25 protein-coding genes are annotated in these 25936 nt (G+C 57.9%); 17 read left to right on the forward strand and 8 right to left on the reverse strand.

Annotated elements, in window-relative coordinates:
- Positions 1-24 precede the first annotated feature (24 nt).
- A complete protein-coding gene (locus C7387_RS00660; protein ID WP_006821114.1) occupies positions 25-1068 on the forward strand; it encodes a DUF1176 domain-containing protein in 1044 nt (347 codons plus the stop codon).
- Here C7387_RS00660 and tkt read toward each other — a convergent pair.
- Entirely contained in the window at positions 1058-3052 is a 1995-nt protein-coding gene (tkt, locus tag C7387_RS00665) for a transketolase (RefSeq protein ID WP_120815840.1), read from the reverse strand. The two genes, C7387_RS00660 and tkt, sit on opposite strands and share 11 nt — an antisense overlap.
- A 508-nt stretch (positions 3053-3560) precedes the next feature.
- Between tkt and maeB the strand changes: the two genes are divergently transcribed.
- The 16 genes from maeB (at position 3561) to eutR (ending at position 19007) form a co-directional block, all read left to right on the forward strand.
- Positions 3561-5840, forward strand: coding sequence for an NADP-dependent oxaloacetate-decarboxylating malate dehydrogenase (gene maeB, locus C7387_RS00670; RefSeq protein WP_006821112.1), 2280 nt, complete (start codon positions 3561-3563; stop codon positions 5838-5840).
- A 153-nt stretch (positions 5841-5993) separates the two neighbouring features.
- Entirely contained in the window at positions 5994-6329 is a 336-nt protein-coding gene (gene eutS / locus C7387_RS00675) for an ethanolamine utilization microcompartment protein EutS (protein WP_006821111.1), read from the forward strand.
- A gap of 10 nt (positions 6330-6339) precedes the next feature.
- Positions 6340-6813, forward strand: a complete 474-nt coding sequence (eutP, locus tag C7387_RS00680; protein ID WP_120815841.1) for a EutP/PduV family microcompartment system protein — start codon at positions 6340-6342, stop codon at positions 6811-6813.
- The gene (eutQ, locus tag C7387_RS00685) at positions 6788-7465 is read left to right on the forward strand and encodes an ethanolamine utilization acetate kinase EutQ (protein ID WP_038254903.1); all 678 of its coding nucleotides are present in this window, start codon (positions 6788-6790) and stop codon (positions 7463-7465) included. Before eutP ends, eutQ begins: the two co-directional genes overlap by 26 nt.
- Before the next feature lie 28 nt (positions 7466-7493).
- Positions 7494-8510: a phosphate acetyltransferase gene (locus tag C7387_RS00690; protein ID WP_120815842.1), complete on the forward strand. Its 1017-nt coding sequence runs from the start codon at positions 7494-7496 to the stop codon at positions 8508-8510.
- Between the two features lie 37 nt (positions 8511-8547).
- Positions 8548-8838 carry an ethanolamine utilization microcompartment protein EutM gene (eutM, locus tag C7387_RS00695; RefSeq protein WP_006821107.1) on the forward strand — a complete coding sequence of 97 codons (291 nt, stop codon included), beginning with the start codon at positions 8548-8550 and terminating at the stop codon, positions 8836-8838.
- Positions 8839-8890: 52 nt separating this feature from the next.
- A complete protein-coding gene (gene eutN / locus C7387_RS00700) occupies positions 8891-9178 on the forward strand; it encodes an ethanolamine utilization microcompartment protein EutN (protein ID WP_038254899.1) in 288 nt (95 codons plus the stop codon).
- An 11-nt stretch (positions 9179-9189) separates the two neighbouring features.
- Entirely contained in the window at positions 9190-10581 is a 1392-nt protein-coding gene (locus tag C7387_RS00705) for an aldehyde dehydrogenase family protein (RefSeq protein WP_038254897.1), read from the forward strand.
- Between the two features lie 24 nt (positions 10582-10605).
- Positions 10606-11793, forward strand: coding sequence for an ethanolamine utilization ethanol dehydrogenase EutG (gene eutG / locus C7387_RS00710; RefSeq protein ID WP_120815843.1), 1188 nt, complete (start codon positions 10606-10608; stop codon positions 11791-11793).
- 32 nt (positions 11794-11825) lie between these two features.
- A complete protein-coding gene (gene eutH, locus C7387_RS00715; RefSeq protein ID WP_120815844.1) occupies positions 11826-13052 on the forward strand; it encodes an ethanolamine utilization protein EutH in 1227 nt (408 codons plus the stop codon).
- Complete coding sequence (eutA, locus tag C7387_RS00720; RefSeq protein ID WP_120815845.1) at positions 13049-14452, forward strand: ethanolamine ammonia-lyase reactivating factor EutA; 1404 nt, start codon at positions 13049-13051, stop codon at positions 14450-14452. The genes eutH and eutA overlap by 4 nt, the downstream gene beginning before the upstream one ends.
- An 11-nt stretch (positions 14453-14463) precedes the next feature.
- Entirely contained in the window at positions 14464-15825 is a 1362-nt protein-coding gene (gene eutB / locus C7387_RS00725) for an ethanolamine ammonia-lyase subunit alpha (protein ID WP_006821101.1), read from the forward strand.
- 19 nt (positions 15826-15844) lie between these two features.
- Positions 15845-16729 (forward strand): ethanolamine ammonia-lyase subunit EutC, encoded by an 885-nt coding sequence (eutC, locus tag C7387_RS00730; RefSeq protein WP_038254889.1) that lies wholly within the window; start codon positions 15845-15847, stop codon positions 16727-16729.
- A gap of 11 nt (positions 16730-16740) precedes the next feature.
- On the forward strand, positions 16741-17400 hold the full coding sequence (gene eutL, locus C7387_RS00735; protein ID WP_006821099.1) for an ethanolamine utilization microcompartment protein EutL: 660 nt from the start codon (positions 16741-16743) through the stop codon (positions 17398-17400).
- Positions 17401-17412: 12 nt separating this feature from the next.
- On the forward strand, positions 17413-17919 hold the full coding sequence (eutK, locus tag C7387_RS00740; protein WP_120815846.1) for an ethanolamine utilization microcompartment protein EutK: 507 nt from the start codon (positions 17413-17415) through the stop codon (positions 17917-17919).
- A 44-nt stretch (positions 17920-17963) separates the two neighbouring features.
- On the forward strand, positions 17964-19007 hold the full coding sequence (gene eutR, locus C7387_RS00745) for an HTH-type transcriptional regulator EutR (RefSeq protein WP_120815847.1): 1044 nt from the start codon (positions 17964-17966) through the stop codon (positions 19005-19007).
- 37 nt (positions 19008-19044) lie between these two features.
- Here eutR and C7387_RS00750 read toward each other — a convergent pair whose 3' ends face one another.
- The 7 genes from C7387_RS00750 to cutC are packed head-to-tail and all read right to left on the reverse strand — an operon-like array spanning position 19045 to position 25924.
- Positions 19045-19377 carry a DMT family transporter gene (locus tag C7387_RS00750; RefSeq protein WP_006821095.1) on the reverse strand — a complete coding sequence of 111 codons (333 nt, stop codon included), beginning with the start codon at positions 19375-19377 and terminating at the stop codon, positions 19045-19047.
- Positions 19378-19394: 17 nt separating this feature from the next.
- Entirely contained in the window at positions 19395-19805 is a 411-nt protein-coding gene (locus tag C7387_RS00755; RefSeq protein ID WP_040903806.1) for a DMT family transporter, read from the reverse strand.
- Between the two features lie 32 nt (positions 19806-19837).
- A complete protein-coding gene (locus C7387_RS00760) occupies positions 19838-20485 on the reverse strand; it encodes a hypothetical protein (protein ID WP_120815848.1) in 648 nt (215 codons plus the stop codon).
- Between the two features lie 12 nt (positions 20486-20497).
- On the reverse strand, positions 20498-21115 hold the full coding sequence (locus C7387_RS00765) for a phosphate propanoyltransferase (RefSeq protein ID WP_006821092.1): 618 nt from the start codon (positions 21113-21115) through the stop codon (positions 20498-20500).
- A complete protein-coding gene (locus C7387_RS00770; RefSeq protein ID WP_006821091.1) occupies positions 21112-21519 on the reverse strand; it encodes a BMC domain-containing protein in 408 nt (135 codons plus the stop codon). The genes C7387_RS00765 and C7387_RS00770 overlap by 4 nt, the downstream gene beginning before the upstream one ends.
- Before the next feature lie 12 nt (positions 21520-21531).
- Entirely contained in the window at positions 21532-22479 is a 948-nt protein-coding gene (gene cutD / locus C7387_RS00775; protein ID WP_120815849.1) for a choline TMA-lyase-activating enzyme, read from the reverse strand.
- A 55-nt stretch (positions 22480-22534) separates the two neighbouring features.
- Positions 22535-25924 (reverse strand): choline trimethylamine-lyase, encoded by a 3390-nt coding sequence (gene cutC, locus C7387_RS00780; RefSeq protein ID WP_120815850.1) that lies wholly within the window; start codon positions 25922-25924, stop codon positions 22535-22537.
- Positions 25925-25936: the final 12 nt, after the last annotated feature.

Here is a 25936-nt window from a genome sequence, read left to right on the forward strand (position 1 = left end):
TTTTCTTCTGGGGCTGTGCCATTCATGCTTTATCGCGTCGCGCTGTTTTTATTATTCGGTTGGTTACCGGTGGCATCCGTATGGGCAGCCCCGGCGCAGCAGGTGTTTTCTGACTGGCTGGTCACCTGTAATAACCAGAATTTCTGCGTGGCGCGTAACATCGGTTTGCATCACGGACTGGTGATGACGCTGAGCCGTAGCGCGGGTGCGCACACCGATGCCAGCCTGCGCATAGAGCTTGGCGGCATCGCCAGCCCGACAGCAAAAACCCCACCAATCGCTAATCGCCTGCTGCTCGACGGCACGCCGTTAACGCTGGCCGGCGAGCGCTGGCAGGTTGCGCCATGGTTGCTCACGACCAGCGATACCGCCACCATCAATGCATTTTTGCAGCACGTTCAGGAAGGGCAAGCCATCACGCTTGATAAAGACCAGCAGGCTATTTCTCTGCTGGGGCTTAAAGCGGCGCTGCTGTTCATTGACGGGCAGCAAAAGCGCGTCGGCAGCGAGACGGCCTGGATCCGCAAAGGTGACGATCCACCGCTGAGTGTGCCGCCAGCGCCAGCGCTGAAAAGCGTAGCAAAAATCAACCCGACGCCTGCGCCTTTGAGCCGTGAAGAGAGCAATAATCTGATGGATTACGGCAACTGGCGAATGAACAACAGCCAGTGCTCACTAGACCCGATGCGGCAGGAAGTATGGGTGACGGCGCTAACCGATGACAAAGCGCTGATGATGATGAGCTGTGAATCCGGCGCTTATAACACCATTTACCGGGCGTGGGTGGTCACCCGCCAGAAGCCATTCTCCTCAACGCCGGTGCATCTGCGCCTGCCGTTCCAGTCCTCAAGCGACGAGCGCGAAATCGAGATGGTCAACGCCACCTTTGATATCAAAACTCGTGAACTGGTGACCCTGGATAAAGGGCGGGGGCTCAGCGATTGCGGCGTGACCACGCGCTGGCGTTACGATGGTCAACGCTTCCGGCTGGTGCGTTATGCCGAACAGCCGGAATGCGATGAGTGGCAGGGGCCAGACGCCTGGCCCACGCTTTGGATCACCCGTTAAGCACCGCTTTTGCTTTCGCAACCACGTTTTCGACCGTAAAGCCGAAGAAGGGGAAGAGCTTATCGGCCGGGGCGGATTCGCCGTAGCTGCGCATCCCGACTATTGCTCCCTTCAGACCCACATACTTGTACCAGTAATCGGCAATACCCGCTTCTACTGCCACTCTGGCAGCAACGCTTGCTGGCAGTACTGATTCGCGATACGCCGGGTCCTGGGCGTCGAAGACGTCGGTGGAAGGCAGTGATACCACCCGCACATTCACACCTTCTGCACGCAGTTTCTCGGCCGCCAGCACGGTAATCTCCACTTCGGAACCGGTGGCAATCAGGATGAGATCCGGCTTGCCTCCCGCTTCTTTCAGCACATAACCGCCACGGGCGATATCCTGCACCTGCTCCGGCGTCCGCTCCATCTGGGCGAGGTTCTGGCGTGAGAGGATCAGCGCCGTTGGACCGTCGTTCTTTTCAATCGCCGCTTTCCAGGCAACGGCGGTCTCTACCTGATCGCAGGGGCGCCAGGTGCTGAAGTTTGGCGTCAGGCGCAGGCTGGCGAGCTGCTCTACGGCCTGGTGCGTTGGGCCATCTTCGCCAAGGCCGATGGAATCATGGGTATAGACCATTATCTGGTGGGCCTTCATCAGCGCCGCCATGCGCGCCGCGTTGCGGGCGTACTCCACGAACATCAGGAAGGTGGCGGTGTAGGGGATAAAGCCCCCGTGGTGAGCGATGCCGTTGGCGATGGCGGTCATCCCGAACTCTCGTACGCCGTAGTGAAGGTAGTTCCCACCCGGATCTTCTTTCAGCGACACCGAATCTTTCCAGATGGTCAGGTTGCTGGGAGCCAGATCCGCAGATCCCCCGAGCAGCTCATGCAGTGCCGGGCCATACGCGTTAAGCGTGTTCTGTGAGGCTTTACGGCTGGCGATTTTTGCTGGCTCTGACTGCAGCGTTTCAATATACGTTTTGGTTAGCGTCTGCCAGTGCTTTGGTAACTCGCCGTTTTTGCGGCGATTAAATTCGGCGGCAAGTCGCGGATGCGCGGCCTCATAGGCGGCAAGTTTAGCGTTCCAGGCATGTTGAGCTTTTTCTCCTTTTGCACGCGCATCCCAGGCCTGGTAGATGGTTTTGGGGATCTCAAACGGTGGATACTTCCAGCCAAGCTGCTGGCGCGCCAGCGCCACTTCCGCTTCACCGAGCGCTGAACCGTGCGACTCTTCCTTCCCGGCCTTGTTCGGCGAACCAAAGCCGATGATGGTGCGGCAGATAATCAGGGAGGGTTTATCCTTCACGCTTTGTGCTTCAAGAATGGCCTGCTTGATGGCCTGCGGATCGTGGCCGTCGACGTCGTGCACCACGTGCCAGTGATAGGCCTCGAAGCGTTTAGCCGTGTCGTCGGTAAACCAGCCGCGGGTTTCGCCGTCTATGGAAATGCCGTTGCTGTCGTAGAAACCAATCAGTTTCCCGAGCCCCAGGGTCCCCGCCAGCGAACTGGCTTCATGGGAGATCCCCTCCATCAGACAGCCATCTCCCATAAACACGTAGGTGTAGTGGTCGACGATATCGTGACCCGGACGGTTGAACTGAGCGGCGAGGGTGCGCTCCGCAATCGCCATCCCGACGGCGTTAGCCAGCCCCTGGCCAAGCGGCCCGGTGGTGGTTTCCACACCCGGGGTATAGCCAATTTCCGGATGCCCCGGCGTTTTAGAATGCAGCTGGCGGAAGTTCTTGAGTTCCTCCATCGGCAAGTCGTAGCCGCTCAGATGCAGCAGGCTATAAAGCAGCATGGAGGCATGACCGTTCGACAGCACAAAGCGGTCGCGATCGTACCAGTGCGGATCATAAGGATTGTGCTTCAGGAAATCGTTCCACAGAACTTCGGCGATATCCGCCATTCCCATCGGTGCGCCCGGATGGCCGGAATTGGCCTTCTGGACAGCATCCATACTCAGGGCGCGAATCGCATTGGCGAGCTCTCTTCTGGACATGGTTCACTCCATTTTTACCCGTGGTATAGCCGTAAATCAGATAAAAAGCATAGCAGACGGGGATGGCATTGTTTCGCGCTGCGATTAACATTGGTGTAAAGGCTGTGTCCCGCCATTGTGCGCGAGTGGCGCTGATGGCTATTTTTACACAGGGCAAGGCGCGAACGGCGTCATTTGGGGACCCAAATGAGCCGTGAGCAACACAGCCATGCGTAAAAATAGCCTCAGCCCTTCGGGACGCGTGTAAAAAGCGCATTCTCTGCGTTGTCGGATTTGGACATAGGCCCGCTATGCCCTTCATCCTTCGCCTTGATAATGCGCTTTTTACCCAGCGTCGCCATCGTGACCAATGGCGGGACACAGCCTCGTAATTGATAACAAGCGTTTGTTTCTTTGCTCAGAGTTTGGCGGCCTTCAAAGTTTAGAAAGTTGTCACGGGTAATACTGCGCAGTCAGGGAACGCTAACCTTAAATTCCAACCAAGAACGATATGTAAAAGGAACATTAGATGGATGATCAGTTGAAACAAAGTGCCCTTGATTTCCACGAATTCCCGGTTCCGGGGAAGATTCAGGTTTCCCCGACTAAACCCCTGGCCACCCAGCGTGACCTGGCGCTGGCCTATTCGCCGGGCGTTGCCGCACCTTGCCTTGAAATCGAAAAAGACCCGCTGGCGGCCTACAAATATACCGCGCGTGGCAACCTGGTTGCGGTGGTCTCTAACGGTACCGCCGTGCTCGGGCTTGGCAACATTGGTGCGCTGGCCGGCAAGCCGGTGATGGAAGGCAAAGGCGTTTTGTTTAAGAAATTTGCAGGCATTGACGTCTTCGATATTGAGGTCGATGAGCTGGACCCCGACAAATTTATCGATGTGGTGGCCGCGCTTGAGCCCACCTTCGGCGGCATCAACCTCGAAGACATCAAAGCTCCGGAGTGTTTCTACATTGAGCAGAAGCTGCGCGAGCGCATGAATATCCCGGTATTCCATGATGACCAGCACGGCACGGCGATTATCAGTACTGCGGCCATCCTCAACGGTCTGCGAGTGGTTGAGAAAAACCTCTCTGATGTGCGCATGGTGGTGTCCGGCGCCGGTGCGGCAGCCATTGCCTGTATGAACCTGCTGGTGGCGCTCGGTATGCAGAAGCGCAACATCGTGGTGTGTGATTCGAAAGGTGTTATCTATAAAGACCGCGAGCCGAACATGGCGGAAACCAAAGCGGCCTATGCGGTTGACGACGACGGCAAACGTACGCTGGACGACGTGATGGACGGCGCGGATATCTTCCTCGGCTGTTCTGGCCCGAAAGTGCTGACCCAGCCGATGGTGAAGAAAATGGCGCGCGCGCCGCTGATCCTCGCCCTCGCTAACCCAGAACCAGAAATTCTGCCGCACCTGGCAAAAGAAGTTCGTCCGGATGCCATCATCTGCACCGGCCGCTCTGACTATCCAAACCAGGTGAACAACGTCCTGTGCTTCCCGTTCATTTTCCGCGGTGCGCTGGATGTCGGGGCTACGGCAATTAACGAAGAGATGAAGCTTGCGGCGGTACATGCGATTGCCGAGCTGGCGCACGCCGAGCAGAGCGAAGTGGTGGCCTCTGCGTATGCTGACCAGGATCTGAGCTTCGGTGCGGATTACCTGATCCCGAAACCGTTCGACCCGCGTCTTATCGTCAAGATTGCCCCGGCGGTCGCGAAAGCGGCGATGGATTCCGGTGTGGCGAAACGCCCGATTGCTGATTTCGATGCCTACATCGATAAGCTCAGCGAGTTCGTCTACAAAACCAACCTGTTTATGAAACCGATCTTCTCGCTGGCGCGTAAAGATCCGAAGCGCGTCGTGCTGGCCGAAGGCGAAGACAACCGCGTGCTGCATGCGACCCAGGAGCTTATCACTCTCGGCCTTGCGAAGCCGATTCTGATTGGTCGCCCGAGCGTGATTGAGATGCGTATTCAGAAGCTGGGCCTGCAGATCAAAGCGGGCGTCGATTTTGAAATCGTCAACAATGAATCCGATCCGCGCTTCAAAGAGTACTGGAGCGAATACTACGACCTGATGAAGCGTCGCGGCGTTTCTCAGGAACAGGCGCAGCGGGCGGTTATCAGCAACACGACGGTGATTGGCGCCATTATGGTGCAGCGCGGCGAAGCCGATGCGCTTATCTGCGGTACTATCGGTGACTACCATGAGCACTTCAGCGTTATCCAGCAGCTGTTTGGGTATCGTGATGGCGTGCATACTGCCGGTGCGATGAACGCATTGCTGCTGCCGAGCGGTAACACCTTTATCGCCGATACCTACGTCAACGACGACCCAACGTCAGAACAGCTGGCGGAGATTGCGCTGATGGCGGCAGAAACCGTCCAGCGTTTTGGTATTGAACCGCGCGTGGCGCTGCTGTCGCATTCCAACTTTGGCACCTCGAACTGCCCGGCGGCGCTGAAAATGCGCAAAGCGCTGGAGCTGGTTCGCGAACGCGCGCCGGAGCTGATGATTGACGGTGAAATGCACGGCGATGCCGCGCTGGTGGAAAGCATCCGTAATGAGCGGATGCCGGACAGCCCGCTCAGAGGCTCTGCCAACATCCTGGTGATGCCAAACATGGAAGCGGCACGTATCAGCTACAACCTGCTGCGTGTTTCCAGCTCTGAAGGAGTTACCGTGGGCCCGGTACTGATGGGGGTTGCAAAACCTGTACACGTACTGACGCCAATCGCATCTGTTCGCCGTATTGTGAACATGGTGGCGCTGGCGGTGGTTGAAGCGCAGACTCAGCCGCTGTAATTTCTTTCGTTAATAAAAAAGCGCGAGGCTAACCCCTCGCGCTTTTTTTATTTCTTAGTGATCCACTTCACCTTTCCTCATCCTTTGCCGATTTTTGTTATTCGCTCTGCGGATAACTTGCCACTATGGCGTTTATTACAGGTGGAGGGGGCGATGGAAACAGAACGTATTATTCAGGAGTTTGTTCCCGGGAAACAGGTAACACTGGCGCATCTTATTGCTCACCCCGGAGATGAGCTGGCCAAGAAAATAGGCGTCCCCGGTGCGGAAGCGATTGGCATCATGACCCTCACGCCGGGAGAAACCGCGATGATTGCCGGAGATTTCGCCACTAAAGCGGCTGACGTCCATATCGGTTTCCTCGACCGTTTCAGCGGCGCACTGGTTATCTATGGCTCAGTGGGTGCCGTGGAAGAGTCTTTAAATCAGACGGTTACCGCGCTTGGTCGCACCCTGAACTACACCCTGTGCACCTTGACGAAAAGCTAAAGGCCACCTGATGAGACGGATAGCTTTTGTGGGTATGGTTGGCGCCGGAAAAACCACGCTATTTAATGCATTGCAGGGGAATTATTCCACGGCAATAAAAACGCAGGCGGTTGAATTTAATGATGCCGGTGATATTGATACACCGGGTGAGTATTTCAGTCATCCGCGTTGGTTTCAGGCATTAATAACCAGTCTGCAGGATGTCGATCTCATTATATATATTCACGCTGCTAATGAAAAAGAGAATCGACTCCCCAGTGGGCTGCTTAATATTGGCGGCAATAAACGCCACATTGCCGTAATAAGTAAAATCGATGCGCCCGACACCAATGTTGATGAGACCCGCGAATTGCTGCTGAGTATTGGCTTTCAGGAACCCATTTTTGCGCTGAATTGTCGCTCACGAGAGAGCATCCAGCCATTAATGGATTATCTGGCAACGGAACAGGAGGATGCAGATGAAAACGTTAGTCACCGCGAATGATGTTCGCGATAGCCACGTCCGGGGAGAAACCCGACTTGTTGCCCCCCGGAGCCGCAGCATTATAACCCCGGAGGCGCGGGAAGTGGCCGAAACTCTGGGTTTGGTGCTGGTGGAAGATGACACTGTTTCAGCGCCTGCGGGGGATGAAAAAACTGAGCGCCAGCGCATTCGTGAGGCCATTATCGCAGAGCTTCCGGAAGGGCAGTTTACCGAGAGCCTGGTGGCACAGCTTCTCGAAAAAGTGATGAAAGAGCGTGAAGCCGTTGGAGGGGAGGTGACACCCGCATTTACGTCGGTCACCGGCAAGGGGGGTATCAAGGTGGTGACTGGCAGCAGCGTCTCCTTTGGTCGGTTTGCGGGGGCCGAGCCGCACAGCGTTGGGTTAACCGATCTCATTACAGCGGAAGACGGCAGCAGCATGGCTGCCGGATTCATGCAGTGGGAGAACGCCTTCTTCCCATGGACGCTGAACTACGACGAGATAGACATGGTGCTGGAAGGTGAACTGCACGTACGCCATGAGGGAGAAACCATGGTCGCAAAAGCCGGGGACGTGATGTTTATCCCTAAAGGATCGGCGATTGAGTTTGGTACCCCGTCTTCGGTGCGCTTCCTGTACGTGGCGTGGCCAGCGAACTGGCAGGCCTGCTGAGAAACCATCGGATATCGGGGAGGGGATGATGATCGTTGAGCGTTGTCGTGCGAAAGCGGCGCAGTCGCTAGGACGGGTCGTCTTTGCGGATGCCCTGGATAGCCGGGTACTGAAGGCTGCCAGAACCCTGTTCAGGCAAGGGCTGGCGCAACCGCTGCTGATTGCCAATCCCTTCGCCTTGCGCCAGTTTGCGTTGAGTCAGGGTATTGCGCTGGACGGAATGCTGATTATCGATCCGAAGAGCAGTCTGGCGCTGCGCGAAGATTTTGCCGCCCGTTGGCAGCAGCGTGCCGGTGAGAAAACACCCCCGGACGCGCTGGATAAACTTTGCGATCCCCTGCTGTTTGCCACCAGTCTTGTCAGTAGCGGCCAGGCGGAGGTGTGTATTGCCGGCAATTTGTCATCAACCGCCCGCGTGCTTCGCGCAGGGCTGCAGATTGCGGGGCTGGCGCCAGGCTACAACACCTTATCGTCGCTGTTTTTAATGCTGCCCCAGTACGCCGGTCAGCCGCTCGGTTTCGCCGACTGTAGCGTGGTCCCCCAACCCACGGCGGCACAGCTTGCGGATATCGCCCTCGCCAGTGCCCAGACCTGGCAGGCCATTACCGGCGAACCCCCACGGGTGGCCATGCTCTCGTTTTCCAGCAACGGCAGCGCGCGCCATCCCTGCGTTGCCACTGTCCAGCAGGCGACCGAACTCGTCCGCCAGCGTGCACCCACGCTGCTTGTTGATGGCGAACTGCAGTTTGACGCAGCCTTCGTACCCGACGTTGCTCAGCAAAAGGCACCGGACAGCCCCCTCAAGGGGCGAGCGAATATCTTTATCTTCCCGTCTCTGGAAGCCGGAAACATTGGCTACAAAATTGCCCAGCGTCTGGGGGGGTATCGGGCCGTCGGGCCACTGATTCAGGGACTGGCGGCTCCGCTGCACGACTTATCGCGCGGCTGTAGCGAGCAGGAGATTGTCGAGCTGGCGCTGGTGGCGCTGGCTCAATCGAAAACCCCGGCGGGTCAACGAATCAGCCCGCCAGAACGTGTTACTTAACCGGTCCCGTCAGGACCCTGTCTGAGAGGAAAACACAATGGAAGCATTAGGAATGATCGAAACCCGGGGCCTGGTCGCACTGATTGAGGCTTCAGATGCAATGGTAAAAGCGGCACGCGTGAAGCTGGTTGGCGTGAAGCAAATCGGCGGTGGTCTGGTGACGGCCATGGTGCGTGGCGATGTGGCGGCATGTAAAGCGGCGACCGATGCAGGTGCTGCTGCAGCGCAGCGGATCGGCGAACTGGTATCGGTCCACGTTATCCCTCGTCCGCACGGCGATCTGGAAGAGGTGTTCCCTATCAGCTTTAAGTCTGAAAGCACGCTTTAACTCCTGATGACGCCAGCAATGGCGTCATCCCCAGATTCGCCCGGAGGCGACGATGAAACTGGCTGTAGTAACGGGACAAATTGTTTGTACCGTGCGCCACGAGGGGCTGGCGCAGGACAAGCTGCTGATGGTGGAGTTTCTCAATGCCCGAGGGGAGCCGGACGGTCAGTGCGCGGTCGCTACCGACAACATCGGTGCCGGTGCCGGTGAGTGGGTGTTGCTGGTTAGCGGAAGCTCTGCACGTCAGGCCAGGCATAACGAAGGCTCACCGGTCGATTTGTGTGTCATCGGTATCGTCGATGAAGCGGTATCGGGCGGCAAAGTGATTTTCCATAAATAGGGCGCAATGTCATGAATCAACAGGATATCGAGCAGGTGGTCAGGACGGTAATACAGCAAATGCGCGCTGTCTCTCCCGCACAGACCGCTGGCGTATTTGAAGCGCTTGATGATGCCGTTGCGGCAGCCAAAGCCGCACAGCCCGCGCTGAAACGTGTTGCGATGCGCCAGCTTGTTATTCAGGCCATTCGTGACGCTGGTGAAAAACATGCCAGGGAATTAGCGGAGCTTGCCGTCTCCGAGACGGGCATGGGACGGGTGGAGGATAAGTTTGCCAAAAACGTCGCACAAGCCCGGAGCACGCCAGGCGTGGAATGCCTGTCAGCACAGGTGCTGACCGGGGATAACGGCCTGACGCTTATCGAAAACGCGCCGTGGGGCGTGGTGGCTTCGGTTACGCCATCGACCAACCCGGCCGCAACGGTCATTAATAACGCGATAAGCCTGATTGCGGCAGGGAACAGCGTGGTGTTTGCCCCGCATCCGGCAGCAAAAGGAGTTTCGCAACGCACAATTACGTTACTTAATCAGGCGATTGTTGCCGCAGGTGGCCCGGAAAACCTGCTGGTTACCGTGGCAAATCCGGATATCGACACCGCCCAGCGTCTTTTCAAATACCCGGGCATTGGGCTACTGGTGGTGACCGGCGGTGAGGCGGTGGTTGAAGCGGCCCGTAAACACACCAACAAACGGCTGATTGCTGCGGGAGCCGGTAACCCGCCGGTGGTGGTTGATGAAACGGCGGATCTGGCGCGTGCAGCGCAGGCGATAGTCAAAGGCGCTTCCTTCGATAACAACATTATCTGCGCGGATGAAAAGGTGCTGATTGTTGTTGATGCCGTCGCTGACGAGTTGATGCGTCTGATGGCGGGGCAGCAGGCGGTAAATCTGACCGCCTCCCAGGCAGAGCAGCTGCTGCCTGTACTGTTGAACAATGTGGATGAGCGCGGAAAAGGGACCGTCAGTCGCGACTGGGTAGGGCGTGATGCAGCGAAGATCGCGGCAGCCATTGGCCTGCAGGTGCCGGAACAAACTCGTCTGCTTTTCGTAGAAACCCCGGCTAACCATCCGTTTGCCGTGACCGAACTCATGATGCCGGTACTGCCCGTGGTGCGGGTCGCAAACGTAGAAGAGGCCATCGCGCTTGCCGTTAAGCTTGAGGGAGGCTGTCACCATACGGCAGCCATGCACTCACGCAACATCGACAACATGAACCAGATGGCAAATGCCATTGATACCAGCATTTTTGTCAAAAACGGTCCCTGCATTGCCGGTCTGGGGCTGGGCGGCGAGGGCTGGACCACCATGACTATCACCACGCCAACCGGAGAAGGGGTGACCAGCGCGCGCACTTTTGTTCGTCTGCGCCGCTGCGTACTGGTTGACGCATTCCGTATTGTTTAATGCCAGCAGGCGCGGAGGGAAGCAATGCAAACTGAATTGCAAACGGCGCTCTTTCAGGCTTTCGATGCCCTGAATCAGCAGCGAGTGAAAACGTTCAGTGTACCCCCGGTGACGATTTACGGTTCTGGTTCACTCAGCGTCTGCGGGCAGCAGGCGCATTCGCGCGGGCTGCGTCATCTGTTTGTGATGGTCGACAGCTTTTTGCTGCAGGCGGGAATGACCGCCGGGCTTGAACGCAGCCTGACGATGAAAGGCCTGGCGATAACCCTCTGGCCGTGCCCCGTAGGCGAACCTGGTATCACTGACGTCAGGGCCGCCGTGGTGCAACTGCAGGGATCACAGTGCGATGGCGTGGTGGCTTTTGGCGGCGGATCGGTACTGGATGCGGCGAAAGCGGTCGCGCTACTTGCCACTAATCCGGGCCAGACGCTGACAGAGATAACGGAACAGAGCGTACTGCACCCGCGACTGCCGCTTATGGCGATACCGACGACGGCAGGGACAGGTTCAGAGGCGACCAACGTCACGGTGATTATCGATGCGCAAAGCGGGCGTAAACAGGTGCTCGCGCATGCATCACTGATGCCGGATGTGGCGATTCTGGATGCGGCGCTCACCGAGGGGGTTCCCGCTCATATTACGGCGATAACCGGGGTTGATGCTATAACCCACGCCATTGAAGCCTACAGCGCCCTGAATGCCACACCATTAACCGATTCCCTGGCAACGGGTGCAATCACGCTGATGAGCAAATCGCTGCCTAAAGCGGTGGGGTACGGCTCCGATCTGGCCGCGCGGGAGAGCATGTTGCTTGCCTCCTGTATGGCGGGGATGGCGTTTTCCAGCGCCGGTCTCGGGCTGTGCCACGCCATGGCGCATCAGCCTGGTGCCACGCTGCATATTCCTCATGGTCAGGCAAACGCCATGCTGCTGCCAACGGTGATGGAGTTTAACCGGCTGGTGTGCGGCGAACGGTTCAGTCACATCGGCAGGCTACTCACCGGCAGGAAATCTGACTGCCGGGACGCTATCGCGGCGGTAAGTGAATGCATCGCGGCGGTAGGACTGACAAAACGGCTGAGCGATTTCGGCGCGACTCCTGCGCACTACCACGCCTGGGCGCAAGCCGCGCTGGTGGATACCTGTATAAGAAGCAACCCACGAACCGCCACGCAGGAGCAGATTGTCGAGCTGTATGCGGCGGCACAATAACGTTGTCATTCCGGTGAAAGGGAGGGAAGGCTATGGGGATTAATGAAATCATCATGTACATCATGATGTTCTTTATGCTGATTGCCGCCATCGACAGGATCCTGTCGCAGTTTGGTGGCTCAGCACGCTTCCTCGGTAAGTTTGGTAAGAGTATTGAAGGGTCTGGCGGGCAGTTTGAAGAGGGGTTTATGGCGATGGGCGCGCTGGGGCTGGCGATGGTCGGGATGACCGCGTTGGCACCGGTATTAGCCATGCTGCTCGGGCCGGTGATTATTCCGCTGTATGAAATGCTGGGGGCCAACCCATCGATGTTTGCCGGTACGCTGCTGGCGTGTGATATGGGCGGCTTCTTCCTCGCGAAAGAGCTGGCCGGTGGTGATGTCGCGGCGTGGCTGTACTCCGGACTGATTCTGGGCGCGATGATGGGACCGACCATCGTATTTTCTATCCCGGTGGCGCTTGGCATTATCGAACCCTCGGACCGCCGCTATCTGGCACTTGGCGTGCTGGCCGGTATTGTCACTATTCCCGTCGGCTGTATCGCCGGGGGCCTGGTGGCAATGTACTCCGGCGTTGAGATCAACGGTCAGCCGGTAGAATTTACCTTCTCCTTGATCCTGATGAACATGATCCCGGTAATTATCGTTGCCGTGCTGGTGGCGCTGGGTCTCAAGTTTATCCCTGAGAAGATGATCAACGGCTTCCAGATCTTCGCCAAATTCCTCGTGGCGTTAATCACCATTGGCCTCGCCGCAGCGGTTATCAAATTTCTGCTGGGGTGGGATCTTATCCCTGGCCTTGACCCTATCTTTATGGCACCCGGCGACAAGCCCGGCGAAGTCATGCGCGCCATCGAAGTCATTGGCTCTATCTCCTGCGTACTGCTGGGCGCGTATCCGATGGTGTTGCTGCTGACCCGCTGGTTTGAAAAACCGCTGATGCGGGTTGGTGGTGTTCTGAAAATCAACAACATGGCGGCGGGCGGCATGGTGGCGACGCTGGCTAACAACATTCCGATGTTCGGTATGATGAAGCAGATGGATACCCGGGGCAAAGTGATCAACTGCGCCTTCGCCGTGTCTGCCGCTTTTGCGCTTGGCGATCACTTAGGTTTCGCGGCGGCCAACATGAACGCGATGATCTTTCCGATGATTGTCGGCAAGCTGATTGGCGGAGTGACGGCGATTGGCGTGGCGATGCTGCTGGTGCCAAAGGAAGAGGATCTTCCGGCGGAAACGGAAGTGGAGGCCCAATCGTGAACACGCGCCAGCTGCTCAGCGTGGGTATCGATATCGGCACCACCACCACGCAGGTTATCTTCTCGCGCCTTGAGTTAGTTAACCGTGCGGCGGTGTCCCAGGTGCCGCGCTACGAATTCATAAAACGCGAAATTAGCTGGCAAAGCCCGGTCTTCTTCACGCCCGTTGATAAAGAGGGTGGGTTGAAGGAAGCCGAACTTAAAAGCCTGATCCTGGCTCAGTATCAGGCCGCGGGTATCGCACCCGAATCAGTAGACTCCGGCGCCATTATCATTACCGGCGAGAGCGCGAAAACCCGCAACGCTCGTCCGGCGGTGATGGCGCTCTCGCAGTCGCTGGGCGACTTTGTCGTCGCCAGCGCCGGGCCACATCTGGAGTCGGTGATTGCTGGCCACGGCTCCGGGGCGCAAAGCCTGTCGGAAAAGCAAATGTGCCGGGTGCTGAATATTGATATTGGCGGCGGCACCTCAAACTACGCGCTGTTCGAAGCTGGCAAGGTCATTGGCACCGCCTGTCTCAACGTAGGAGGCCGCCTGCTGGAGACCGACGAGCAGGGGCGCGTCGTTTATGCCCATCGTCCGGGGCAGACGATCGTCGATGAAGTCTTTGGTGCGGGCGTTGACGTCCGAACCTTGAACGCTGCACAGCGGGGACAGGTTGCACAGCGGATGGCGAATCTGATTGTTGAGGTGATTGAGGGCACGCTATCCGGGCTTGCGCAGCAGTTAATGCAAACCGGGTTGCTTCCTGCGCAGGTTAAGCCAGAGGTGATTACTCTCTCCGGTGGCGTGGGTGAATGTTATCGCCATCCGCCTGCCTCTCCATTCTGTTATTGCGATATGGGGCCTCTGCTGGCGGCAGCGCTGCGTGAGCATCCACGCCTGCGCGAAATGAACGTGCAGCTCCCGGCGCAAACCGTGCGGGCGACGGTAATCGGTGCCGGGGCGCATACGCTGTCGCTGTCGGGCAGCACCATCTCCCTTTCCAGGGTTACGTTGCCGCTTCGCAACCTGCCGGTGGCCATTCCACACGATGAAATAAATCTAGCGGAGCGCTGGGAACAGGCGCTGGTGCAGCTGGATCTGGATCCGCTCATTGATGCTTACGTGCTGGCCCTTCCCAGGCAGCTCCCGGTCCGCTATGCGACCTTACTGATGGTCATTGACGCGCTTCTCGCGTTCGTCGCGCGTTTCCCGAATCCCCATCCGCTGCTGGTGGTGGCCGAGCAGGATTTTGGTAAGGCCCTGGGCATGCTACTGCGCCCACAGCTACAGCAACGCCCACTGGCGGTCATCGATGAGGTTTCCGTCCGGGCTGGAGACTATATCGACATTGGTGCACCTCTTTTTGGTGACTCGGTTGTGCCGGTGACGGTGAAATCACTCGCATTTCCTTCCTGAGGGAACGACTTATGAAGCTTAAGACCACATTGTTCGGCAATGTTTATCAGTTTAAGGATGTAAAAGAGGTGCTGGCGAAAGCCAACGAACTGCGTTCGGGAGACGTACTGGCCGGGGTTGCCGCGCTCAGCTCACAGGAGCGGGTGGCGGCAAAGCAGGTTTTGTCGGAAATGACGGTAGGTGAAATTCGTAACAGTCCGGTTATCCCCTATGAAGAGGACTGCGTGACACGGCTGATTCAGGATGATGTTAACGAAACCGCCTATCAGCGCATCAAAAACTGGAGTATCAGCGAGCTGCGTGAGTACGTGCTGAGTGACGAAACCTCGGTTGACGATATTGCCTTCACGCGCAAGGGATTAACCTCAGAGGTGGTGGCGGCGGTGGCGAAAATTTGTTCTAACGCCGACCTTATCTACGGCGGGAAGAAAATGCCGGTTATCAAAAAGGCCAATACCACTATCGGTCTTCCGGGCACTTTCAGCTGTCGCCTGCAGCCAAACGACACCCGTGATGATGTACAGAGTATCGTTGCTCAAATCTATGAGGGCCTCTCCTTCGGGGCGGGTGATGCGGTGATAGGCGTTAACCCGGTGACGGACGATGTCGACAACTTAAGCCGTGTTCTGGATACCGTGTACGGCGTTATCGACAAATTTAATATTCCGACGCAGGGCTGCGTACTGGCTCATGTCACGACCCAGATTGAAGCGATTCGCCGTGGGGCCCCCGGTGGGCTTATCTTTCAGAGCATCTGCGGTAGCGAGAAGGGGCTAAAAGAATTTGGTGTTGAGCTGGCGATGCTCGATGAAGCCCGCGCCGTGGGCGCAGAGTTTAACCGTATTGCCGGGGATAACTGCTTATATTTCGAAACCGGCCAGGGTTCTGCGCTGTCGGCGGGAGCCAACTTCGGTGCCGACCAGGTGACGATGGAGGCGCGGAACTATGGCCTCGCGCGGCATTACGACCCGTTCCTGGTGAACACCGTTGTGGGGTTCATCGGGCCGGAATACCTCTATAACGACCGCCAGATTATTCGCGCCGGTCTGGAAGACCACTTTATGGGCAAGCTGAGCGGCATCTCGATGGGCTGCGATTGCTGCTACACCAACCACGCGGATGCCGACCAGAACCTCAATGAAAACCTGATGATTTTACTCGCCACCGCGGGCTGTAACTACATCATGGGGATGCCGCTTGGCGATGACATTATGCTCAATTACCAGACTACCGCCTTCCACGATACCGCCACCGTGCGTCAGTTGCTGAACCTGCGTCCGTCGCCGGAGTTTGAGCGCTGGCTGGAGTCAATGGGCTTGATGGCAAACGGTCGTCTGACCTCACGGGCGGGCGATCCGTCACTGTTCTTCTGAGAAAGCGGGGGAGAGAAAAATGGATCAAAAACAAATTGAAGCACTGGTGCGCAGCGTGATCGCGACCATGGGCACATCACCGGCAGCCGCCGTACCGACGCCTGTGACCCAGCCGGTGAGTGACGTCTGCGTGGGTGAGGGCTGCTCGTTAGATCTCGGCTCGCCGGAGGCGAAAGCCTGGATTGGTGTCGAACATCCGCATCGTGCGGAAGTGCTGACGGAGCTGCGCCGTAGTACCGCCGCCCGCGTTTGCAGCGGCCGTGCAGGACCCCGGCCACGCACTCAGGCGCTGCTGCGCTTTCTGGCTGACCACTCGCGTGCGAAAGACACGGTGCTGAAAGAGGTTCCGGAGGCATGGGTCGCGGCGCAGGGGCTGCTGGAGGTGCGCTCAGAAATCAATGACAAAAATCTCTACCTGACGCGACCGGATATGGGACGCCGTCTGAGCCAGGATGCGGTGGCAACGCTGAAAGCACAATGTGCCATGAACCCGGATGTCCAGGTGGTGATTTCTGATGGCCTGTCGACGGATGCGATTACCGCTAACTATGAAGAGATCCTGCCGCCGTTGCTTTCCGGTCTGAAGCAGGCCGGGCTGAACGTAGGTACACCGTTCTTTGTGCGCTATGGACGGGTGAAAATTGAAGATCAGATTGGTGAATTGCTGGGCGCTAAGGTCGTCATTCTGCTGGTGGGTGAACGACCCGGGCTTGGGCAGTCGGAGAGCCTGTCGTGCTATGCGGTGTACTCGCCGCGAGTGGCAACCACCGTGGAGGCCGACCGGACCTGTATTTCCAATATTCATCAGGGAGGGACACCGCCAGTAGAAGCCGCGGCGGTGATTGTTGATCTCGCCAAACGGATGCTGGAGCAGAAGGCTTCAGGTATCCAACTTAACCGCTAAGGAGGCGCCACATGCCTGCACTGGATTTTATCAGACCGTCGGTCACCGCCATGCGCGTCATTGCCTCGGTGAGTGAAGATTTTGCCCGTGAGTTGAAGCTGCCTGCGCACATTCGCAGTCTGGGACTCATATCTGCGGACTCCGACGACGTGACCTACATCGCCGCCGATGAAGCGACGAAACAAGCGATGGTCGAGGTGGTTTACGGTCGTTCGCTGTATGCGGGAGCGGCAAACGGTCCTTCACCGACGGCAGGGGAAGTGCTGATTATGCTCGGTGGGCCTAACCCGGCGGAGGTGCGCGCCGGGCTGGATGCCATGGTGGCCGGAATTGAACAAGGCGCGGCGTTTCAGTGGGCCAATGATGCAGAAAATACGGCGTTTCTGGCACACGTAGTGTCGCGCACCGGCACGTATCTGTCGGGGATCGCCGGGTGTCAGGTAGGGGATCCGCTGGCCTATCTGGTGGCGCCGCCGCTGGAGGCTACCTTCGGCATTGATGCGGCGTTGAAGGCCGCGGACGTACAACTTGTTACCTATGTTCCACCGCCGTCGGAAACCAACTATTCCGCCGCGTTTCTGACAGGCAGCCAGGCCGCCTGTAAAGCAGCCTGCGATGCGTTTGCTGAGGCGGTACTGGATGTTTCCCGCAACCCGTTGCAGCGGGCGTAAGGGAGAGTGCCGATGATCAATGCGCTTGGGCTTCTGGAAGTAGAAGGGACGGTTGCGGCGCTGGCGGCGACGGATGCAATGCTGAAGTCAGCCAATGTCCGGGTACTGAATCACGAAGTGCTCGATCCGGGAAAGGTGACGCTGGTTATAGAAGGCGATCTGGCAGCCTGTCGCGCGGCGCTGGACGCTGGCTGCGTGGCGGCAACGCGCGCCGGACGGGTTATTAGCCTGAAAGCTATCGGCCGTCCGGAGCCGGATACGGAGTGGATGATCGACGCGTTTCGCGGTCTCAGCCGGAGTACACCTGCCAAAAGCAAAGAGAGCGAGGTGAGTGACGAAAGCGGTGAAACGCAGGCGCTGTTGTCGCTTCTCGAAAGCTTCCCGCAGGGCATGACCGCCGGGGAAGTCGCCGCCCAGTTTAACTGGTCGCTGGAGGTGGCGCGCGAGCGCCTGGATAAATTGTATTTTGCGGGGACGCTGCGTAAGCGAAGCAGCCGTTATCGGATGAGGAAACACTAACGTGGAGGCGCCAGCGGGAGGGAGTTAATCCCGGCGGAGGGGAAATGAGAAAGAGCGTTAAGACGGATCTCCATCATCTCTGTCATGACGCGCTGCCTGTCGAGGTTAACGCGGCGCCCGTGCCAGAACTGAGCGGCATACATCATCGAACGACGGAAGATGTCTATGAGCACGCCTGTACGATCACCGCCTGGCAGCAGCTCTACGATCAGCTACACCCCGGTAAGTTTCACGGCGAGCTGACCGAAATTCTGCTCGATGATATGCAAATCTTTCGCGAACATACCAGCCTCGCGCTGCGCCAGTCGTGTATGGTATGGCCAAATGCCTTCTGGTTTGGCATTCCGGCCCCGCAGGGTGAAAGCGGATTCATCGGCTCCCAGTCCATTGGAGGAACGGAGATAGCGACCCGGCCAGGCGGTCAGGAGTTTGAACTGAATACCCCGGATGACTACACCATTCTGGGGGTGGTGCTTTCTGCCTCTATGCTCACCCGCCACGCGGCAATGTTTCATCATCCGGAACATCTGCTGGAGCTGTTACAGCATCGTTCAACCCTCGACGTTCGCCAGCAGCATAAGCAGGCGCTGTGGCAATACATACAGCAGGCGTTGCAGCGTCTGCACCAGACTCCGGATATGCTCCACCAACCCGGCGTATTAAAGGTGCTGGGCGATAATCTGCTGGTGGCGATGGCAACCATGCTGGAAGAGGCACAGCCAATGCCCGTCATTGAAAGCCACAGCCACCAGTCGTACCGCCGGTTACTTGCCCGGGCGCGTGAAACGGTGCTGGAAAATATGGCCGAACCGGTCACCGTACTTACGCTTTGTAATCAGATGCATGTCAGCCGTCGTACCCTGCAAAACGCCTTTCATACCATTCTGGGTATCGGGCCGAACGCCTGGCTGAAACGCATTCGGCTCAATGCGGTGCGTCGGGAGCTCGTCAGCCCCTGGTCAGAACATTGCACCGTCAAAGCGGCCGCAATGCAGTGGGGATTCTGGCATCTGGGGCAGTTTGCCACCGACTATCAGCACCTGTTTGCCGAGAAACCCTCTGCTACCCTGCACAGCCGGATACGATGATCCTTTGTAGCGCGAGGTGAACCCTCGCGCTTTTGTATCAGGCCATAGTCGAGAACACGTTCATCACGATCCCGCCGGAGATAATCAGCACCATCGCAAAAATGGCCGGAAAATCGGGTTTCTGCTTGTACAGCAGCATAGAGCAAATCGTCACCCCAACGATACCAAAGCCGCACCATAGCGAGTAGGCGACACCCACCGGAATGGTGCTCATGGCGCGGGTCAGGGCGAAATAGCAAAGACCATAGGCGCAGATGACCAGCACGGACGGTCCGGGCTTACTAAAACCGTTGGTTTTTTTGATCATCGACGTACCGGTGATCTCCGAGCCGATAGACAGCGCCAGCCATAAAAATCCGAGATTAAACATGAGGTATTCCTTCCTGGTTAGTTGGCGACGTGACGGTCGGCGGTGGCGGTTTCAACAGGCGGCGTGGCGTCGTGCGCTTCGCTGCCCATTTTGGAAAACAGGTTCATGATGATGATGCCGCTGGCGATAATCGCCATCCCGATAATGGCGGCGAGATCCGGGTGCTGACCGTAGAACACCATCCCGAGGGTGGAAACGACCAGGATCCCGGTACCGGACCAGGTGGCGTATGCCAGACCGACCGGAATATCCTTCACTGCCCTCGAGAGCGAGTAGTAGCACACGCAGTAGAGCACCACGAGCAGCGCCAGCAGCAGGGTTTTGGTTAACCCCTCGCTGCCATCAAACATTTTCAGCGTTGAAGTGGCCGAGGTTTCAGAGACGATAACCAGCAGCATCCATAGCCAACACTTTGCTTTTGAAGACATAATTCACTCCTGATAAGGGCATAAAAGTAAGATTACGATTTATTGTTTTTTAAAAATTCACGCGCGGCATCGGTCAGCTTCGCTCCCGCCGCTGCGGCGAGCGTCGGGTTTGCCGTCACGTCGCCGAGCGTCAGATAGCGGGGCAACGCGTCGGGCACCGCAGGCGTCGTGCCGCAGAGTTTTTCCGCCAGCTCATTGAAGGTGCACAGCGATACGCCGCAGGCCGTCAAGGTATCCAGCGTGGCCTGAATATGCTGACAGTAGGCCGCATTGCGCTGCAGACCGCGCAGCTGATTTAGCTCACTGTCCGGGCAGCACTCGTAGCGCAGCGCCAGGACGGGCAAACCAGTCAACAGGGCTTCATGGAGCCTCTGGGCGATGGTGTCGGCCACGTTGCCATTCACGATGTTTGCCGCCAGCGGGTAATCGAGAAACGGTACAATGACCGTCCGAAAGGCCGGTAGCGCACTGTCGGCAGGGAGATTTTCACCGAGGGAATGCCACGGCAGCCCATCCGCCACATCTTTGGCCACCAGAACACAGAACCGCTCGCCGCACTGCTGCAGACGGTTGAACACCTCCTGACGGTAACCATCAGACGCGGTCACCAGCAGCAATGAAGGCGACTGAAGGCGTTGCAAAATCTGCCTTATCAACTGTTCAATCTGGGGTTCAGTCATCTTTTGCTCCTGTTAGCGCTGCAACGCTACCAGCGTGCCGTTTTTTAACCCGGCGGCGTTGGCTTCTTCGGTATCAATGTGAAACTCCAGCGCAAAGTCGTCGCGTATGCGGACAATCACTTCATCGAAAATCACCCGCCGCAGCCCCTCGCCGCTGACCTTCACCTTTTGACCGTTGCTGACGGCGTAGCGTCGGGCATCCTGCGGGGACATATGAATATGTCGCCAGGCGCAGATCACCTGCGACTGCAGCTCAACGTGCCCTGCAGGCCCCATCAGCAGGGCGCTACCGGCGTTCTCCAGCGCTCCGGATTCCCGCACCGGGGCCTGAACGCCGAGGGTGAAACAGTCGGCACGCGAAATTTCCAGCTGCGTCACCGGGCGGGTAGGGCCAAGTACGCGAACCTGAGTCAGGGAACCTTTCGGGCCCACCACCGTCACGCACTCCTGGGCGGCAAACTGGCCTGGCTGGCGCAGCGGCTTGAACGGCGTCAGGCTGTAACCTGCGCCAAACAACGCTTCAACGTCGGCCTGCGACAAATGCACGTGACGGTTCGATACGCCAACCGGAATATCGGCCACTGACTGCAGGCGTGCGGCGATTTTTTCGCGGATAACCGTATCCATCATGCTTTCTTCCCTTTCTTCGCATTGGCTTTATCGGGTTCACCGGGGGCTATAACCGCGGGCTCCGGCGGCAGCGCTACCTGCGGCGCTAGCTCAGGAACGTTGGCGGAGGAAGCTTCCGCCGGGCGCGCATCGCGCCCCTTCAGCGTACGCAGGGCTTCTATCGCGCTCGGCTCCGGACGGGCAATCACCAGCGAGCTGATTGAGGCGCTGTTGCCAACTACCGCCACCCCGCGCTCAACGGCGGTTTTAACGGCGCTGATTTCGCCTTCAAAACAGACGCTGACGCGTCCGGCACCGACTTTGCGATAACCAAAGCAGGTGACTTCTGCCGCCTTGCAGGCTGCATCGACCGCCTGTACGGCAGCGACCAGGCCTACGGTTTCAATGACGCCTAAACTTTTCATGGTGCTCTCCTGTTAGTGGCGCACTAAGCGGATATCAAAATCGAACCGGGCGAAGAACGCCTCCAGCTGCGTCAACTCTTCCGGGCTGTAGGAAGGGTCGGTCGTCAGCGGATACGGCATGTCGAGTTTCTGATATTTGTTTTTCCCTAACTGGTGGTACGGCAGAATATCGATACGCGCGATATTCCCGCGTTTCGCCAGCTTCTGAACATATTCAATCGCCCCGGTGATGGCGTCCCACGAGTCGTTGAAGCCGCGAATGAGCGGCATCCGGATAATGACTTTTGCGCCAAAATCCACCAGCCATTCGAGGTTACGGCGGATCCCTTCGTTGCTAATGCCCAGCATCGCCTGATGGCGTGCGCTGTCGATTTGCTTAATGTCGAACAGGAAGGTATCCGTCACCGGCGCCAGCTTCTGGTAATTGGCAAGCGAGGTGGTTCCCTGGGTTTCCACGGCGGTGTTGATCATCATTTTTTTGCACTCGCTGAACAGTGCGACGGCAAAATCGGTCTGCAGGCTCATCTCACCGCCGCCGATGGTGACGCCACCGCCGGAGGAGAGGTAAAAATCGTAATCCTGCATGACAATGTCCATCAGCTCGCTGATGGTAACCTCTTTGCCGACGATATCCAGCGCGCTGCGGGTGCAGATTTGCTCGCATTTGCGACAACCGATGCACGTTTTTTCCCGGTCGACGACGTGCTTCAGCTCACCGTTTACCTCCCGGCGCTGATGAACCCCCGCCGGACACACGCTGACGCAATCGCCGCAGTCGATGCATTTATCGCGCGAGAACATCACCTGGTACTGACTCTCCAGACCTTCCGGGTTGGCGCACCACGGACAGCGGATATTGCAGCCTTTAAAGAAGATCAGCGTGCGAATACCGTCGCCGTCATAAATTGAATATTTCTGGATATTGAATATTCGTCCTGTTAATTCCTGCGTCGCGCTCACGCTCGCCTCCTGAATGACAATGAACGTCCCTGTTCCTGGTCTTCCCTGAAAAACATCAGAACTTCTCGATAATCGTGCGGCTGATAATCTCGTCCTGAACCTCTTTGCACAGCTCGACGAAGTAGGCGCTGTAGCCCGCCACGCGAACGATCAGATCACGATACTTTTCTGGCTCAAGCTGGGCTTTTTTCAGCACTTCGTTATCGACGTAGCTGAACTGCATCTGGCCGTTGCCGAGAATAGAGGCCGCGCGCAGCAGGGTGATTAAGCCCTGACGGCCTTCCGGGGTATCAAGCAGACCTTTGAGGAATTTGAAGTTGTGCACCATGCCGATATTCATGGTTTCGACGTTCATCTTGCTGACGGATTTGATGATTGCCGTCGGTCCCTGCTTATCGGCGCCCTGGGTCGGGCTGATACCGTCAGAGAGCGGCATCCACGCCAGACGTCCGTTCGGTGTCGCGTTGGTCAGTTCGCCAATCGGCGTGTTGTTGGAAATTGACAGCGTACCGTGGCTCAGGGTGGAGTAGAGCATTTTGTACTGGCGGCACTCGCGCTCCGTCCATTCTGTAATATCCAGCGCGTACTGGTCGACGTAGTTATCGTCGTTGCCGTATTTCGGTGCGTTCAGGCAATCGCGGCGCAGCGGCTCAAAGCCTTCAAAGTTCGCCAGCAGCGCATCGCGGAACTGCTCGAGGGTATATTTATGCTCCTCGAACACCAGCTTGCGAATGGCGGCGATGGAGTCGACGTAGGTGGCGAGGCCGGAGAAAATCAGTCCCGGGCCATGGTTGACCATGGCACCGCCGGCCGCCACGTCTTTGCCGCTCTCCATGCAGCCTTCTACCAGCAGAGACATCAGCGGCTTCGGCGCTACGTCGCGATGTACGCGCTGGCTGATAACCGTCCCGATAGCCGACAGCCGCACGATGTGGGCAATCTGCTTTTTCACCGCCGCATCAAAGTCTTCGAAGGTGCGTAGTTCAGAGAGCGGGCCGGTATCCAGCCCCTGGTGGCTGTCGAACAGCACCATCCGGCCTCGGTTGAGCACAAACTCAATGGCAATGGGCCACTGGGTGTAACCGGTGGAGGTCCACTGGTAAATGCGCCCGGATTTCTGTGGCTCCACGCAGCCCATCAGGCAGTAGTCGCGCGCATCTTCAAAATCAAAGCCCTTGCGCAGCATCATCTTGATGTGGGAGTCGTCAAAGTGGCAGGCCGGGAAGCCCATACCAGCTTTCACCACGTCGACGATTTTTTCCATGTACTTCTGTGGTGACTGGTTGTGAATACGGCAGGCCAGCGATGGCTGGTACACCTTCACAAAGCGCACGGCGTCCATGATGAGATAGGTCAGGTCGTTACAGGCATCGCCGCCGGTGCGTTTCTGCCCGCCGACGGTCAGGTTGATGAACGGCTGGTAACCGGCAAAATATTTCGCCCCCGCCGCGCTCGACATCCACATCAGCTCGGCGCATTTGATGATGAACGCCTGCATCAGCTCCAGCGCATCGTCGTGGGTCAAACGTCCTTCACGGATGTCGGCTTCGAACATCGGGTAGCAGTACTGGTCGAGACGGCCTAACGACAGCCCGGTCTGGTTCTCTTCGACTTCGAACAGCGACTCCACGGTCCACACGCTCTGCAGCGCTTCCTGCAGCGTTTTCGGTGGGTTAGCCGGAACGTTCTGGTTCACTTCGGCGATGGTCAGAAGCTCGGTGCGGCGAACCGGGTTAGTTTCCAGCGCGGCCAGTTCACGAGCGCGAGCGGCGATGCGGTGGGCGTAGCTGACCACGCCTTCGCAGGTTTCGATAGCGGCTTTATAGAAGTAGATCCGGTCGATGTCGTCCGGGTTTTCCATGCTCAGTGTGTCGAGGTGCGCCTGGGCATCGGCTTTGATGCCGTTCATCCCTTTGGTGAACAGCAGCACGTCGTAGCCTGGGCAGGTATCGCCGCCGCCGTTGATCTGGTGGTAGGAGAGGTCGCTGACAAACGTTTCGCCGCTGAATGACCAGACGCCCGCTTCGCGGTACTGCGCTTCGCAGATCTCATCCAGTGAGCGACCTTCCCAGAACGGAACAATCTCTTCGCGGATAGTTTTTTTATCGGCCTCGCTGATGACGAACGGATCCTGCGGGCGGGTGCTCATGGTATCAAGTTCATCACGCACCCAGCGCCAGGCGATGTCCGGCGAGAAGGCGCCCGCGCGCGGCTGACCGCACGGATGCCCAACAATAAGCTCATCGTCCTGAATCAGGATCGGCGCCGTTTCACAGGCGCGGCGGAACGCTTTGGCACGCAGCAAAATGGTCGGCATACCGGGGTTGTTTTTCACGACTTCGGTGAACGCCAGCGCACGATAAATCGACACGCTCGGTCGGGCTTCCAGATAGTGTGCGCGCAGGCGCTGCATACGCGGGGTCAGGCCTTCAGCCTGCGTAGCGCCGTCGGTGACCGGTGCGACATTCATCGTCGGTTGCGCGCTTTGATACAGGCTTACTGTGAGCTGACGGGCGCTGAGATTGCGCTGGGCGTTGAGGAACAGGCCGGAGAGCGGGTTGATCTCAAGGTTTGCGTCGTTGAGGCCGGTACCGTGCAGCAGGGCATCGAACATCGGATAACCGTTCAGCGGACGCGGGGCGCGAACTTCGCTCAGCGTGGCCAGTTTAAACCACAGGCACTCGACGATGTCGTAGGCCTGCTCCATCGTCAGCTCTCCGTTTTCCAGATCGCGCTGATACCACGGCAGCAGGGCTTTGTCGGCACCGCACGGGTTAACCGCGTAGTCGCCGTTGTCCATTTGCAGCGCCAGCTGGAACAGATAGAACGCCTGGCAGGCTTCTTTAAACGTGCGCGCGGGATGCGCCGGAACGTGGTGCAGAATGGCAATGCTGTCGCGCAGCTCACGCTGACGATACGGATTGCTTTCGGCGGCAGCCAGAATTTCCAGGCTATCCGCCATCTTCTGGGCCAACAGCAGCAGGGCGTCGCAGGCGTAAATGGCGGCGCGGCAGGCGTTCACCTCATCCATGCCGCTGCGGCTGACGGCGCTGCCGAGCGAGCGGGTTTTCTCTTCTAACTGATGTTTAATAGCCAGCACCCCTTTATCGAGCACCAGCAGATAGTCCGGAGAGGCGACTTCACTATTGAGATTCAGGAACTGGAATGCCGAAGGACGTTGTGCCTGGCGCTCATCGTGAAAAATGACGCCGTGCGGCAGGCTGGTCTGGTTGCCGACGATAAGCTCATCGGCCGAGACGCTGACCGGCAGCTGGCGGATAAGCTCGTAATAACGGCGGGCGGGTTTGACCGCGGCCGGAACGCCGGCGATATCACCGTCGAGCGAGCTCCAGGCGCTGGCATGTGCGGTACACAGGGTACTTTTTTGTGACTGTAATCGGTCTGCCAGCACGTTGACGCGCGGCGTTAAGCTGTAGTGTGCCATGAGGTTCTCCTG

This window comes from Yokenella regensburgei (genome assembly GCF_003634235.1).
Classification (GTDB): domain Bacteria; phylum Pseudomonadota; class Gammaproteobacteria; order Enterobacterales; family Enterobacteriaceae; genus Yokenella; species Yokenella regensburgei.